The following is a 15,575-nucleotide window of genomic DNA, read 5'->3' on the forward strand; positions in this document are numbered from 1 at the left end:
ATGATAAGTGGCAATCTTGAGTATTTAATGTCTAGTCTGCCTCAATTGCAGTTTACTAACTCGGTTGAAGCTAGACATCGTGTATCTGCTATTTTTAAGGCGTACGCATCAAATGAAGAGTCTTCATCACTCACAAACATATTAAACCAAGAAGCCGCTAAATACCTGTCTCCCGAAAAAGAAAAACTTTTCAATCAAATAGAATTAAAAACAATACATGCATCAGAATTTCAAAATAGTAAATACAGTGTGTTATCTGGTTTTTCTACTTTCTATGCAACATTAAAACACAAATTGAAATCACTCAGGGAAATTCGAAAAGAATCCTCTGAACTAACCAATACATCAAAGAACGCACTAGCGTTAGAACCTGGTAATCCTTTAGAACAAGAAATTCAAATCATGCATTTGCAATGGCAAGAAGTAGAAAACCTGGCTATTGGTCATTTTTCGGATTTTGATGCCCTTATAGCTTATAAGATAAAACTATTGTTGATGCAAAGATGGTGGAATTTTGATGAAGCAGTTGGATTTGAGAAATACTTAGATTTAATAAAAATGAGGAACGATGGCTGAGAAGATTTTAATGAATAAAAATACCCTTGCAGCGTTAAAATTAGAGCTCAAGGAATATAATGTAGCACTGCCTGTTTTTGAAATGAAAGAGCAACAGTTGAAAGTCTTGATTCAGTCTATCACAGAGCGTATCTCTAAATTAGAGGCATCTATAGAAAGTACAAATCAAGACATTAAACCTTGGGTAGGCGTGTTTGCAGAAGATGTTGAAGATTTAAATCATGCGGTGAAAGTAAAAACATTGACTACCAAATCCAGGGAAGTAGCAGGGGTGCCTATAGAAGAGTTTGAAAATATTGATTTTGAAGACATAAATATAGACACATTTAATACCCCTTTTTGGGTGGATGCCGCTGTAGAACTGATTAAAGATCAAAAGACCAATTTAAAAATATTAGAGTTGGAACAACATAATATGCTATTAGTTCAAGAAGAGTTGGACGAGGCAAGGCGCATGAAAAATGCATTAAAAGAAGTTTTTATTCCTGAAACAGAAGATAATATTAGAAAAATTGAGATTTATCTTGGTGATGTAGAGCGTTTAGCTATTGGTTGTGCCAAACTCGTGAAAAAGAAAAAACAAAATAAAAAAGCAGTTTTATGATTGTTAGGATGAAAGAAATATTACTTTTTACTTCATCAAAAAAAGCAGATGAATCCATTTATCAACTTGGTGAATTGGGTGTTGTGGATATACAAGAAATTAAAGTATCTACAAATTCTACTATCGAACGTCATAAAATCAACATTAAGGATACAGAGGACGCTATTTCGTATTTAGAGTCGCATGAAAAACAATCAGATAATCTTGAAAAAACAGGACTATATTCAATTCATGATCCTAAACGAATGGTTGAAAGAATCCTTAAAGCTAAAGACTTTGAGGTCAGTTGTAAAAATCGCTTAGAATACCTTAATCAACAAATAAAGTGGTACTACACTTGGGGTGAAAATGTAAAAACAAAACACATTCAGTATCTCAAAGAAAGAAGTATAAATCTAAGATTATATTTACTAGATAAACAACTTATTTCAACCCTAGAAAAACAACATCCCATTTTTGTTCTTGGTGAATTTGAGGATAAAGTTCTTACCGCACTTTGCAGTTTAAATCCATCAGAACAATTGGAGTTTAAAGAAGTAGACATCCCTAAAGACACCTTTGAAAGTTTACAAGAACAAATCTTAAGAAAAGAGCGGCAACTGGCAGAACTAGAAGTCTTTCTAAACAGCCATGTAAAATACAAATACGTTTTAAAGGATTATCTATCATCTTTGGGCAATTACTTAGCTGCGGAAGAAGCTATAGAACGCATGGGCACTATTAAAGATAGATGTAGATATCTTAAAGGTTACCTTCCAAAAGATGATATAGCACGTTTTAAAATTGTAGCTAACAAGAATAATTGGGGTTACCATATATCAGAACCTCAAGAACCAGAACATGTGCCAGTTTATATTAAAAATCCAAAATGGATTGAGATTATAAATCCCATAATGAAATTTATAGATATTTTACCGGGCTATAAAGAAGTAGATGTTTCTATTTATTTTCTTATGGCTTTTGCCTTGTTTTTCGCCATGCTTGTTGGAGATGCTGGATACGGACTCATTTTCCTGATACTAACTTTAATATTTAGAAAAAAACTGCCAAAACAGGTGCGGATTTTGATATTGGTTTTAAGTATTTCAACCATCATTTGGGGTGTTTTAAGCGGTACTTATTTTGGTTCTTCAGAAATTGCTCAAATGCCCATATTTAAAGGTTTAATTGTAGATAATATTGCTAGTTTTGGTATAGACAATGTATCGTTTATGATGCACTTATCTTTTCTAATTGGTGCCATCCATTTAAGTATTGCCCATAGTGTAAGAGGTGTACAATATATAAATTCCATAAAAGGGCTGAGTCAATTAGGATGGATAGCCTTAGTGTGGGGACTTTTCTTCATCACAGAACAATTGGTTTTAGGTATTCCTATGCCTTTTTGGGGCCAATGGCTTTTTATTGCTGGAGGACTTTTGGTTGCCTTGTTTTCAGCCGAAAACAAAAACTTTTTTAAAAGTATATTAACATCCGTTGCGAATTTGCCATTGAGTTTAATAAGTGGATTTTCAGATATTGTCTCTTATGTAAGACTTTTTGCGGTGGGTATGGCTACTGCTGCGGTAGCTGCAAGTTTTAACGGGATGGTTTTATCTTCCGGAATAGAGAATATGGGCTTTTTAGAGATTATAATGGCAGCCATTGCTCTTTTATTAGGCCATGCTTTAAATATTGCATTGGCGCTCATGGCAGTGATGGTTCACGGCATCCGATTAAATATGTTGGAATTTGCCAGCCATTTAGGCGTTGACTTTTCGGGAGAGGCTTATCGACCCTTTAGGCTTACCTCTGATGAAAATTTAAATAAACCAGAAAGAACAACTATTAAATAAAAAATATAATAACCACAATAAATGACACTATTATGATAGAAATAGCATTAATTCAAAATACAGTTCAAGGTCTAGGCGACATGGGCTTGTCTTTAAGTATCGCTTCCATTGGCTCTGCTATAGGAACGGGTATAGCTGGTATGGCAGCAATCGGCGCATGGAAAAAAATGATTACAAACGGACAAAAAGCCTCAACGGCTATGCTCATTTTTGTTGGCGCACCTTTATCTCAGGTAATTTATGGGATGATTTTAAAAAACGCCATAGCGGATGCTAATTTAGCTCCAGAATCGTATATATGGCAAATTATAATTGGTTTGTTTGCTGGAGCTGCCATGGCTGGCTCTGCGATTTTCCAAGGAAAAACAGGTGCCCGAGCCTGTGATGCAATCGCCTCGGGAGCGAATGATACAGCAAAATATATCATGGTAATTGGTATTGTAGAAACGGTCGCTTTATTTGTGATGATTTTCACAATGACGGGTTTACCGGGAAGCTAAATCTAAATCAATATTTTTTAGATAAAATAGAGAGCCATTTTTTTCAATGGCTTTTTTATTTTGTATTTTTAAGAAGATAAATTAATTCTTATGATAAATAAGGAAGTTGCAAATGTTCAAGAAGCTTTAAAAGGCGTAACGGACAATATGGTTTTAATGTTTGGTGGTTTTGGGCTAAGTGGTATTCCAGAAAATGCCATTGCCCAACTTGTAAAACTTGGTATTCGGGGTTTGACCTGTATTTCCAATAATGCTGGGGTTGACGATTTTGGTTTGGGCTTATTACTTCAAAAACGTCAAATAAAAAAAATGATTTCTTCTTATGTTGGTGAAAATGAAGAATTTGAACGCCAAATGCTTTCTGGGGAATTGGATGTTGAATTAATACCGCAAGGGACTCTAGCCGAGCGCTGTAGAGCGGCGCAAGCTGGTTTTCCTGCATTTTATACGCCTGCTGGTTATGGTACCGAAGTAGCTGAAGGTAAAGAAACCAGAGAGTTTAATGGAAAAATGTATGTTTTAGAACATGCTTTTAAAGCAGATTTTGCTTTTATAAAAGCATGGAAAGGCGATGCAGCAGGCAATTTAATTTTTAAAGGAACCGCTAGAAATTTTAATCCCGTTATGTGTGGTGCTGCTAAGATAACGGTTGCCGAGGTTGAGGAATTAGTGCCACTTGGAACGCTAGACCCTAACCAAATCCATATTCCTGGCATTTTTGTTCAACGTATTTTTCAAGGTAAACATTATGAAAAACGGATAGAACAACGGACTGTTAGACAAAAAGATTAATCAATTTAATAATTATATAATTTGAAAATGAGGAACGATTCAGATAATTTAATTGTGAGATTGACATTTGAATTAGCACTTGATGTAGTTTCTTTTTCAGAAAAAATAAGAGCCAATAATAGGTTTGAAATGGCTTCTCAAATTTTTAGAAGCGGAACCTTTATTGGTGCTAATATTAGAGAGGCTCAAAATGCTGAAAGCAAAAGAGACTTTATTCATAAATTTAAAGTTTCGCCAAAAGAAGCAGATGAATTAGAATATTGGTTGAAACTTTGTCAATCATCTGAACATTATCCAAATCCTGATGAAAAATTATTAAAGAATTTAAAATCTGTCATTTTAATTATATCTAAAATTATTTCATCTAGCAAAAAAGTATAATTGACTAATTTTCAAATCAACACATTAATAAATTAGGGTATGTTAGATAAAATAGGAATTGCAAAACGATTAGCAAAAGAACTTAAAGACGGTTACTATGTAAATTTGGGTATAGGGATTCCTACTTTGGTTGCCAATTATGTTCCCGAAGGCATAGCTGTTGAATTTCAGAGTGAAAATGGCGTGTTAGGTATGGGCCCGTTTCCTTTTGAAGGAGAAGAGGATGCCGATGTTATTAACGCTGGGAAACAAACCATAACAACCTTACCAGGGGCCAGTTTTTTTGACTCTGCTTTAAGTTTTTCTATGATACGTGGAAAACATGTCGATTTAACCATTTTAGGGGCAATGGAAGTCGCCGAAAATGGTGATATAGCCAACTGGAAAATACCAGGGAAAATGGTTAAAGGTATGGGAGGGGCCATGGATTTAGTTGCTAGTGCAGAAAATATCATCGTTGCCATGATGCACACCAATAAAGAAGGCGAATCCAAACTGCTTAAGCGATGTACGTTACCTTTAACAGGCATAGGTTGTATTAAAAAAATAGTAACTAATCTTGCAGTACTTGAAATAACAGAGAAAGGCTTTAAACTTCTGGAAAGAGCTCCCGGAGTTACTATTGAGGAAATAAAAAATGCTACCGAAGGGACACTAATTATTGAAGGCCTTATTCCTGAAATCACCTTTTAACTACAAAAAATCATCTTAAACCGACGAAATATCTAACAAAAAATAAATTTCATCGATTTTTTTTGTTTTTAAACTGTTATTTAAAAATAATGTTACATATTAGCAACCCTTAAGAAACCAAAATTAACCATAGATTTCCCCAAATCTACCTTAAACTTAGTACTTATGAATTACGCAGCTAATCTACCTGAACTACCTACAAATGAAGACAGCAAATTCAAAGAAACATTAAGAGAGAATTTGCGTTTTGTTAAAAGCTTACTTTACATTACAAAAAAAATATTCATGCTATAATCCTTTGGGAATAGCATGAATAAGTTTTTTGGTGTATTCTTTTTTTGGATGATTGTAAATAATATCAGCATCATCTAATTCCTCGATGTGTCCTTGATTCATCACCAATAATTGATCGGACATGTATTTCACCACGGCTAGGTCATGTGAAATAAAAATATAAGTGAAACCAAAAGTGGCCTTTAATTCGTTCAACAAGTTTAAAACTTGGGCTTGAACCGAGATGTCCAACGCAGAAACGGACTCATCGCAAACAATTAATTTTGGTTGAAGCGCAATAGTTCTGGCAATACCAATACGTTGGCGTTGACCCCCTGAAAACTCATGAGGATAACGGTTATAATAATCTTCAGATAAACCAACCCGATTCAAAATATCAATCACTTTTTCCTTTCGCTCTGTATCAGAGCCGTAAAGTTTATGCACTTTCATAGGTTCCATAATAGCTTCTCCCACAGGAATTCTGGGGTTTAAAGAAGAATAAGGATCTTGAAAAATAATTTGAATGTCTTTTCTAAGGTTTCTGGTATCGGTTTTAGAAAGTTTTGTAATATCAATACCCTTATATAAGATTCGTCCAGCAGTAGCTTTGTCCAATTGAAGAATGGCGTTGCCTAAGGTTGATTTTCCACAGCCAGATTCACCCACAAGGCCTAAAGTTTCGCCTTCAAACAATTTAAAGCTAACACTATCAACCGCTTTAAAGGATTTTGGTTTTGTAAACCATCCCGATTTTGAAATATATTCTTTTTCAACATTGATGACTTCCAATAGAGGTGGTTTACTGTATAATGTTTCATGATTTAGTTTACGTTCCTCTGAAGTTATAATTTCTTTAGAAACCGAATTATTCAAATAATCTTGTATAGTTGGGAGTACTTTTAATCTTGTTTTTAATGAAGGACGAGAATTAATCAGTGCTTTTGTATATGTATGTTGAGGTGTTTTAAAAATATCTGAAACAGTTCCTTGTTCGACAATTTCTCCTTTGTACATCACTAAAACCCGGTTGGCAATTTCAGAAATAAGCGCTAAATCATGCGTAATAAAAATGATACTCATTTTAGTTTTAGCCTGCAACTCTTTTAATAATTCGATTATATTTTTTTGAACGGTAACATCGAGTGCGGTGGTTGGTTCATCTGCAATTAAAATATCAGGTTTGCAAGCAATCGCCATGGCAATCATGACACGTTGTTTTTGTCCGCCCGAAATTTCATGTGGATACGCCTCATAAACACGATTTGGGTCGGGTAACTTTACCTGTTCGAAAAGGGATAAAGTTTCTGTTTTAGCTTGTAATTTTGATAGGTTTTCATGTTGTAACAAGATTTCCTGAACCTGTTTTCCGCAGGTCATGGATGGATTCAAAGAACTCATGGGTTCTTGAAAAATCATGGCTATTTTTTTACCTCGAATGGTTTGAAATGCCTTGGAAGATAAGGTTGTTAAATCATTATCCTCATACATAATACTACCGGAAGTTATTTTGCTGATTTTCTTAGGAAGCAGCCCTAAAATAGCTAAAGAAGAAACTGATTTTCCCGAACCAGATTCTCCAACAATACCTAATATTTCGTTTTCAAATAAGTTGTACGACATATGATGAATCACGTCGTTTTTACCAAATGAAATGGAAAGGTTTTCAACAGTTAATATGCTCTTTTTCTTCATTTAAATATGAATAATATCATCGTCAATTAATATGGAATCACCACGCAAACGTAAAAATATTTGAGCTACAGCAATAGTATCTTTTTCACAATATAAAATGATTCTATCTATATTGTTTTCTTCATAATACACCCTGTATACTTCGCTGCCATCAATATCATCTTTAGGTGATGGAATGCCTAAAATATGCGTTAAAAGCTTTAAAGACGTATAGTTTTTATAATCACCAAACTTCCATAATTCCAAAGTATCTAGATGCGGTACTTCCCATGGTTTTTTGCCAAAAAGGTTTAGTTTATGGGGTAATTCTATATTGTGGATAATCATGCGACGAGCGATGTATGGAAAATCAAACTCCTTACCGTTATGTGCGCAAAGTACATGTTTAGTTTCACTAAAATGAGTAATGAGCAAGTTTTTAAAATCCTTTAAAATCTTGATTTCATCTCCGAAAAAAGACGTAACCCTAAACTGTCTAGTATCTCCTTGAAGCTTAAAATAACCAACGGAGATACAAACGATTTTGCCAAACTCAGCCCAAATGCCAGCACGTTCATAAAAGTCCTCAGCACTTTCGTCTTCTTTTCTTTGGTATTTCGATTTTAAGTCCCAAAGATGTTGTTTGGTTTCATCCAAATCAGAGAACTGTTGCACTTCTGGAACGGTTTCTATGTCCAGAAAAAGGATGTTTTCAAGGTTAAGTTTGTTAATCATTATTCATCATTTTATAGGCTTCTTCTATATAAACCGTAATATCATCGGAAAATTGGCCAACGCCTGCATCGGGTGATTTTTTGTGTCCCAAACGCACAATAATCACATTGTCATTAGGCTCTACAATGACGTATTGTCCTAAATGCCCACGCATCATAAAAAAATGCTTATCTCCAACATCTTTCATCCACCAACCGTAACCGTATTGTGGACTTTCCTTAAATCTTGGGGTAACGGATTTTACAACAAACGCAGAATCCAACACTTGATTGCCGTTCCATTTCCCGTAATCTTTATATAATTTTCCAAAACGGGCAAAATCCTTGGCGTTGCTGGAAATGCAACAAAAGGCTTTAGCCAAGCGGTTTTCGTCATCATCCAATTCCCAAAGCGCATTTTCAGTAGCGCCTAATGGTTGCCAAAAACTCTCTGAAAGATAGTTAGCAAGTTTTTTACCTGTTGCTTTTTGAATAATCATGCCCAGTAATTGGGTATTACCACTTAAATATTCAAATGATTTTCCAGGTGTTTTTACAATTTTTTGGTTTAAAATGGTTTTTTCTAAATCGGACGCATAATTGGCTCGAGCAGTTACTGAAAAAGGCCCTGTATAATTTTCTACCCAATTTAGCCCAGAAGCCATGGATGCCAAATCGCCCACAGTTGTTTTTGTATCATTATATTCTGGATAGAAATCACTAATTGGCTGATCTAAACTTTTTATATGCCCTTCCATAATGGCTTTTCCCAAAAGAGAAGTGGTTATACTTTTTGCCATTGAAAATGAATTGGTTTTCGATTTATCATTAAAACCATCATAATAATTCTCGAACCAAACACTATCGTTTTTTATGATTACATACGCCACGGTTCCCCAATCTGTATTGACTTTAGAAAGTTTTTCGGTCTCTCTTACCGAATTGTAATTTTTGTGAAGTGGCCATGGATTTGGGGTATTTCCTTTTTTTATAGTGTCGTTATCAAAATAGGGGTAATCATCAATAAAAGCGGTTGTGTGTCCAGTAAAATAAACGATACGAGCCCCTCTTATAATATAACCATAACCAGTAATATACAGTAAAGCAACAATGAGTACGATGCTAATAAGAATCCATTTAAGGCATTTTTTTAAGAATTTCATGTAAGATATTTAGTAGAAATAAATATACTAATTTATGATGAACTTCATGATAATTTAAAAATGCGAAGTTAAAATAAAGATTGTTGTTTAAAGGGACTTTCATGATTTAACAACCATTCTTTACGATGAAGTCCACCCGCATAACCTGTTAAACTACCATCTGAACCAATCACGCGGTGGCAAGGAACAATAATCCATAATGGGTTTTTGGCATTGGCGTTTGCAACCGCTCGAATCGCTTTTATATCGCCTACTTGCTTTGCTAAATCTAGATAAGAAACTGTTTTTCCGTAAGGAATTTGCTCTAGCAGTTTCCAAACTTGCTTTTGGAAATTGGTGCCTTCAGGATTTAATTTGAGGTCGAATTTTTTTCGTATTCCTTGAAAATATTCTTGTAATTGAAACGCACAATCTTCAAGGAACAACGGAATAATGTCAGATACTTTTTCTTCGGAATCTAAAACTATTACAGAGGAAATGCCTTTTACATCACCCGTAATTTTAGTATAACCTAAAGGCGATATGATGATGCATTCATCCATTTTTTACTCGATTTGGTCTTTTTCATCAATAATACCCAAACGTTTTGCTCTGGTCTCCCAACTTTTTCTTGCCATATGTTGCAAGTCGGCTATGTTATCACTTTCGTCCATAATCTCAAAGCCAAGTAAGGTCTCAATCACATCTTCCATAGTAACAATACCGTTAACAGATCCATATTCATCAACGACCAATGCCATATGATTTTTACTGTTTACTAATTGGTCTAGCAATTTTGGAATCGCGAGTGAACGATTAACAATGATAATATTTCGCTTGATATCAACCAATTTTTTACCGTTGTTATCATTTGCCATTTCCCTGAAAATATCATCTTTTAGTACCAATCCGGTAATGTTATCCGTTTCATCTTGAAATACGGGAATACGCGAAAAACGAATATGTTGGTTCTCTTTAAAAAATTCTTCAACAGTCATTTCTTCATTGACCGTTTTCATAACGGTACGAGGCGTCATAACATCTTTTGCCTGTATATTTTTAAAGGTCAGTAAGTTTTTGATTACCGTACTTTCAGAAGCTTCGAAAAGACCTTCTTCTTCAGCAATTTGTGTCATAGCATAAAACCCGTCACGACTCATAACACTATGATGCCCTTTACCGCCAATAAGTTTGGTTGTTAATTGCAGGAGCCACAAAATTCCTGTCCACTTTAATGGGAATATTAAGAGGTTTAAACTCACGGCCGTGAAGTTGCCCAATTGTCGCCAATAGGTTGCACCAATGGTTTTAGGGATTATTTCAGAAGCTACTAAAATAAAAATCGTCATAACAGAGGAAACCACACCAACCATCAAATCTTCTGTAAATGGAAAGCCTAAAAACATCGTTTTTTCATTTCCATAGATTTCGGCATAGGCTGTTTTTGCTTGTACACCCACTAGAATAGCACCAACCGTATGAGCTATGGTATTAAAGGTTAAAATGGCAATCAGTGGTCTGTCCACATCTTTTTTATAATTTGCTAAGATTACAGCAAATGATTTGCCTTCTTTTTTATTGATATTGAGGTAGGTGGGTGTCAAACTTAGAAATACAGCTTCTATAATGGAGCACCAAAAAGAGAAAATGATAGCGATTAACGCATAGACTATAAGTAGTCCCATAACTATTTAATTTTTTTTGTTAAAGCTATGAAATTAATTTTACAATATCTTTAGCAATCCTTCGACTTCGCTCAGGATAACAAGATATAGTTTCAATTAATAGCCTAATACTTATTTGTTTAAAAGTTTAACTACATCTTTAGCTAAGTAGGAGGCGATGATATCGGCTCCCGCCCTTTTTATGGCTGTGACTTGTTCTAGCATAACGGCATCGTGGTCTACCCAGCCTTTTTCGGCAGCGGCTTTTAACATCGCATATTCACCAGAAACTTGATAAACAGCTACTGGCACATTGACAACATTTTTTATATCTCTAACAATGTCTAGATAACAAAGTCCAGGTTTTACCATTACGATATCGGCACCTTCATCAATATCCATTTCGGTTTCGCGAATAGCTTCAAAGCGATTGGCATAATCCATTTGATAGGTTTTTTTATCCTTAGGGATATTTATCATATCAACTGGAGCAGAATCTAACGCATCCCGAAAAGGGCCATAAAAAGCAGAAGCGTATTTAGCCGAATAACTCATGATACCAGTATCTGTAAAACCTCCTTCTTCCAAAGCTTCTCGGATAGTTAGTATACGACCGTCCATCATATCGCTAGGGGCAACAAAATTAGCACCAGCTTTGGCGTGGGATACGCTCATTTCAGCCAAAACATCAGCTGTTCTATCATTAACAATAATACCGTTTTCTATAATGCCATCATGCCCATAAGACGAATATGGGTCTAATGCCACATCGGTCATGACCAACATATCCGGACAAGCATTTTTTACGGTTTTAATGGCACGTTGCATCAATCCGTTGGGGTTTAAAGCTTCTGTACCTTTATTGTCTTTTAAATTATCTGGTACTTTCACAAATAGCAATACCGATTTTAAACCCAGTTTCCAAAGTTCCCTCACTTCATTTTCCAACAAATCCAAACTAAAACGAAAATAATTGGGCATAGAAGCGATTTCATCTTTAATGCCTTTACCTTCTACTACAAAAAGTGGTACTAAAAAATCGTTTGGAGAGATTATGGTTTCACGAACTAAAGAGCGAATGGCTTCGTTAGTTCTAAGTCGTCTATTTCTTCTAAGTGGATACATTTTGAAAATGTTTATTTGTTGATGCGTTTATTTGTTTATCCAATCTATAGGATTTCTCAATACTTCGATTAGTTTTTCTTCCTCACTTCCTTTTTCAGGATGATGGTCGTAAACCCATTGTACATGAGGCGGTAAGCTCATAAGAATACTTTCTATACGCCCATTAGTTTTCAATCCGAATAAAGTGCCTTTATCATGTACTAAATTGAATTCTACATAACGTCCGCGTCGGATTTCTTGCCAAGTTCTTTGTGCATCTGTATAAGGCAAATTTTTTCTCTTTTCAACAATAGGCACATAAGCTTCCAAAAAGCTATTGCCAACATCTGTTACAAAGTGATACCAATCTTTCATACTCATGGTTTCGCTAGCTTTGCAATAATCGAAAAATAAACCGCCAATGCCTCTAGCTTCTTCTCGATGTGCGTTGTAAAAGTAGTCATCGCAACGTTTTTTATAATCTTCATAAAAACCTTGATTATGACGGTCGCAAGCCGTTTTACAAGTTTTATGGAAATGAATGGTATCGTCTTCAAAAAGGTAATATGGTGTTAAATCTTGTCCGCCACCAAACCAAGAATCTACAATGTCTCCATCAGCATTATACATTTCAAAATAACGCCAATTTGCATGAACCGTTGGTACCATAGGGTTTTTTGGATGAATCACCAAGCTTAATCCACAAGCAAAAAAATCGACATCACCCACATTAAAATACGCTTGCATGGATTTTGGAAGTTTCCCATGAACGCCAGAAATATTAACGCCACCTTTTTCAAAGACATTCCCGTTTTCAATCACTCGAGTACGTCCGCCACCGCCTTCGGGTCGTTCCCAAAGATCTTCTTTGAAACTGGCTTTGCCATCAACTTTTTCTAAGACTGAGGTTATGGTGTCTTGAAGCGTATGAATGTATTTGAAGAATGTATCTTTCATTTTTGTTTTTCAAAGAATAGAATAAGATAGCCCACAACGGCAGAAACAATAGAACCAATTAAAACACCAATTTTAGCAGAGTCTATATATGTAGGACTATCGGCAAAAGCCAAACTAGCAATAAAAATGGCCATGGTAAATCCTATACCTGCTAAAAATGACACACCAATAATATGTCTATTGGTGATATCTTCTGGAATGGATATTAATTTTACTTTTTTAGCCAACATAATAATTAGTGAAATGCCCACACTTTTACCTATTACCAAGCAAACTGCGATATTTATGATTAAACTGGTTTCTAAAGTAACAGAACTATCTATAACAAAACCAGCATTCGCTAAGGCAAAGATGGGAATGATCCAATAGGCAACCCAATCATGCAGACTATGTTCTAAGTGCTGAAGTGGTGATTGGTATTTATTGGTCCAATCTTCCAGATTATCAATTTCTTGTATTTGTTCTTTTGACAGAATGGGCTTGTTTATGACAGTTGCTTTTTTAATATTATCGGTAATAACGGTCAAATTATCAATAAATTCAGCTGTTTTAATCTTTTGATTTATGGGAACTGAAAAAGCCAACAAAACACCAGCAAGTGTGGGGTGAATGCCTGCTTTCAAGAACAATGTCCAAATAACAATGGCAAAAGCAATCCCTAGATATTTAGAGTAATATCCTTTAAAGGAAATAAGGTAAAGGATTGCAAGCAAAATAAGTGCTATTATAAGCAGAAGGAATTGAATTTGTCCACTATAAAACAAAGCAATAACAAGAACGGCTCCAAGGTCATCTACAATTGCGAAAGCGATCAGGAATATTTTTAGGCTTAACGGTACTTTATCTCCAAGAAGTTTTAACACAGCTAATGAGAAAGCAATATCTGTGGCCATGGGAATTCCCCAACCTTTAAATGTTTCGGGATTTTGATTTAAAAGCACAAAAAGCCCTACGGGGATTATCATGCCTCCTAACGCGCCAAATAAAGGGAATGCAACTTTTTTAATAGAATTCAATTCGCCAATTAAAAACTCCCTTTTAATTTCTAATCCAATTAAAAAAAAGAAAATGGCCATGAGTCCATCATTAACCCATAAAATTAAAGGTTTATAGAGCTCAAAATTTTCTGTTGTAAAACCTATTTTATAATTCCAAAGCGATTGATAACTTTCAGCAAACGGTGAATTTGCCCAAGCTAAGGCAACAATAGTTGCTAACAATAATAAGATACCACTAAAGCTTTCTATTTTAACGAATTTTTGAAATGGAGATAAGACTTTTTCAGGTATCATATAATTGGGTTTAGTTTTTATATTCTTTTACTTAATATAAAGATAAGGGTATATTGCAAAGTTGGCGTAGCTCGATAAAATTTTATATTTAATTGTAAAGTTCAAATAAGTCCATATCTAAAGGGTCTTTGTTTTTTGGAGTAAATTCGTTTTTATTTTTAAATTGTTTAACCTTCTTTTCACAGAAATACTGTGATAAGGTAGGGTTTAGATTTTCTGCGACTGTTTTAGGCAGATAGTGTTTTAATCTATCTTCATTAGCAACAATAAATCACATAATTTCCAAGCATCTTTTTCTTGAATGAAATCTATATAATATGTACTGAATTCAGCAATCAAACTTTAATTTTTATATTCTTTCACAGCATCAATAAATGCTTTAGCGTGGTCTAAAGGAATGTTGGGCAAGATACCATGACCCAGATTAACGATGTATTTGTCCTTGCCGAATTCGTTTATCATTTGATGCACCATTTTTTTAATTTCGGCAGGTGGCGATAATAAACGTGCAGGGTCAAAATTACCTTGAAGCGTGATGTTTCCACCTGTTAAATAACGTGCATTTCTCGCTGAACATGTCCAATCAATACCCAAAGCGGAAGCATTACTTTTTGCCATATCACCAAGTGCAAACCAGCACCCTTTACCAAATGCTATCACAGGTGCATCGTCTTTTAGAGCTTCAATAATTTGATTGATGTATTGCCAAGAAAACTCTTGATAATCAACGGGTGATAGCATGCCTCCCCAAGAATCGAATATTTGAACGGCATCAACGCCAGCCTTTACTTTTTCTTTTAAATAAGCAATGGTGGTATCTGTAATTTTTTGAAGTAACAAATGCGCAGCAACTGGATTTGTAAAACAGAATTCTTTGGCTTTATCAAAGGTTTTGCTGCCTTGACCTTGTACACAATAACATAAAATAGTCCATGGTGAACCAGCAAAACCAATAAGGGGAATCTCATCATTTAGCAATTCCTTGGTAGCTTTTATGGCTTGATAGACATAATTTAAAGCAACTGTTACATCAGGAACAATCACATTGTCAACATCCTGCGAAGTGCGAACGGGATTGGGTAAATATGGGCCAAAATTTGGTTTCATTTCTACCTCAATATTCATCGCTTGCGGAATCACCAAAATATCACTGAATAAAATGGCGGCATCCATTCCGTAACGTCGAATGGGCTGCACGGTAATTTCGCTCGCTATTTCTGGTGTTTGGCAACGTGTAAAGAAATCGTATTTGTCGCGTAACGCTATAAATTCAGGTAAATAACGACCTGCTTGGCGCATCATCCAAACGGGTGGTCTGTCTACAGTTTCTCCTTTTAATGCTCTTAAAAATAAATCGTTCTTAATCATGTTTTTT

17 protein-coding genes are annotated in these 15,575 nt (G+C 35.0%); 8 read left to right on the forward strand and 9 right to left on the reverse strand.

The features are described from left to right. The 8 genes from CDH49_RS02725 (at position 1) to CDH49_RS15865 (ending at position 5,675) form a co-directional block, all read left to right on the forward strand. Positions 1-576, forward strand: a complete 576-nt coding sequence (locus CDH49_RS02725; RefSeq protein ID WP_100613758.1) for a hypothetical protein — start codon at positions 1-3, stop codon at positions 574-576. Further along, positions 569-1,180 carry a V-type ATP synthase subunit D gene (locus tag CDH49_RS02730; protein WP_100613759.1) on the forward strand — a complete coding sequence of 204 codons (612 nt, stop codon included), beginning with the start codon at positions 569-571 and terminating at the stop codon, positions 1,178-1,180. The genes CDH49_RS02725 and CDH49_RS02730 overlap by 8 nt, the downstream gene beginning before the upstream one ends. Before the next feature lie 8 nt (positions 1,181-1,188). After that, the gene (locus CDH49_RS02735) at positions 1,189-3,015 is read left to right on the forward strand and encodes a V-type ATP synthase subunit I (protein ID WP_100613760.1); all 1,827 of its coding nucleotides are present in this window, start codon (positions 1,189-1,191) and stop codon (positions 3,013-3,015) included. Between the two features lie 32 nt (positions 3,016-3,047). Continuing rightward, positions 3,048-3,515, forward strand: coding sequence for a V-type ATP synthase subunit K (locus tag CDH49_RS02740; protein WP_100613761.1), 468 nt, complete (start codon positions 3,048-3,050; stop codon positions 3,513-3,515). A 90-nt stretch (positions 3,516-3,605) separates the two neighbouring features. Next, entirely contained in the window at positions 3,606-4,307 is a 702-nt protein-coding gene (locus tag CDH49_RS02745) for a CoA transferase subunit A (RefSeq protein ID WP_100613762.1), read from the forward strand. 27 nt (positions 4,308-4,334) lie between these two features. Next, positions 4,335-4,688 (forward strand): four helix bundle protein, encoded by a 354-nt coding sequence (locus tag CDH49_RS02750; protein ID WP_100613763.1) that lies wholly within the window; start codon positions 4,335-4,337, stop codon positions 4,686-4,688. 39 nt (positions 4,689-4,727) lie between these two features. Continuing rightward, positions 4,728-5,381: a CoA transferase subunit B gene (locus tag CDH49_RS02755; protein ID WP_100613764.1), complete on the forward strand. Its 654-nt coding sequence runs from the start codon at positions 4,728-4,730 to the stop codon at positions 5,379-5,381. Between the two features lie 165 nt (positions 5,382-5,546). Further along, the gene (locus CDH49_RS15865; protein WP_262496593.1) at positions 5,547-5,675 is read left to right on the forward strand and encodes a hypothetical protein; all 129 of its coding nucleotides are present in this window, start codon (positions 5,547-5,549) and stop codon (positions 5,673-5,675) included. Here CDH49_RS15865 and CDH49_RS02760 read toward each other — a convergent pair. The 9 genes from CDH49_RS02760 to hemE form a co-directional block, all read right to left on the reverse strand. Beyond that, a complete protein-coding gene (locus CDH49_RS02760) occupies positions 5,670-7,349 on the reverse strand; it encodes an ABC transporter ATP-binding protein (RefSeq protein WP_100613765.1) in 1,680 nt (559 codons plus the stop codon). The two genes, CDH49_RS15865 and CDH49_RS02760, sit on opposite strands and share 6 nt — an antisense overlap. Continuing rightward, a complete protein-coding gene (locus CDH49_RS02765) occupies positions 7,350-8,063 on the reverse strand; it encodes a 3'-5' exonuclease (RefSeq protein WP_100613766.1) in 714 nt (237 codons plus the stop codon). Further along, on the reverse strand, positions 8,056-9,204 hold the full coding sequence (locus CDH49_RS02770) for a serine hydrolase domain-containing protein (protein WP_100613767.1): 1,149 nt from the start codon (positions 9,202-9,204) through the stop codon (positions 8,056-8,058). The genes CDH49_RS02765 and CDH49_RS02770 overlap by 8 nt, the downstream gene beginning before the upstream one ends. 68 nt (positions 9,205-9,272) lie before the next feature. Then, complete coding sequence (locus tag CDH49_RS02775; protein WP_100613768.1) at positions 9,273-9,746, reverse strand: methylated-DNA--[protein]-cysteine S-methyltransferase; 474 nt, start codon at positions 9,744-9,746, stop codon at positions 9,273-9,275. Between the two features lie 3 nt (positions 9,747-9,749). Further along, a complete protein-coding gene (locus CDH49_RS02780) occupies positions 9,750-10,868 on the reverse strand; it encodes a CNNM domain-containing protein (protein WP_100613769.1) in 1,119 nt (372 codons plus the stop codon). A gap of 111 nt (positions 10,869-10,979) precedes the next feature. Then, positions 10,980-11,972: a porphobilinogen synthase gene (hemB, locus tag CDH49_RS02785; protein ID WP_100613770.1), complete on the reverse strand. Its 993-nt coding sequence runs from the start codon at positions 11,970-11,972 to the stop codon at positions 10,980-10,982. Between the two features lie 27 nt (positions 11,973-11,999). Then, positions 12,000-12,908 (reverse strand): oxygen-dependent coproporphyrinogen oxidase, encoded by a 909-nt coding sequence (gene hemF, locus CDH49_RS02790; RefSeq protein ID WP_100613771.1) that lies wholly within the window; start codon positions 12,906-12,908, stop codon positions 12,000-12,002. Next, positions 12,905-14,200, reverse strand: a complete 1,296-nt coding sequence (nhaA, locus tag CDH49_RS02795; RefSeq protein ID WP_100613772.1) for a Na+/H+ antiporter NhaA — start codon at positions 14,198-14,200, stop codon at positions 12,905-12,907. Before nhaA ends, hemF begins: the two co-directional genes overlap by 4 nt. A gap of 342 nt (positions 14,201-14,542) precedes the next feature. Further along, complete coding sequence (gene hemE, locus CDH49_RS02800) at positions 14,543-15,568, reverse strand: uroporphyrinogen decarboxylase (RefSeq protein WP_100614464.1); 1,026 nt, start codon at positions 15,566-15,568, stop codon at positions 14,543-14,545. Positions 15,569-15,575: the final 7 nt, after the last annotated feature.

It is taken from the genome of Confluentibacter citreus (genome assembly GCF_002807055.1).
GTDB classification, from domain to species: Bacteria; Bacteroidota; Bacteroidia; order Flavobacteriales; family Flavobacteriaceae; genus Confluentibacter; species Confluentibacter citreus.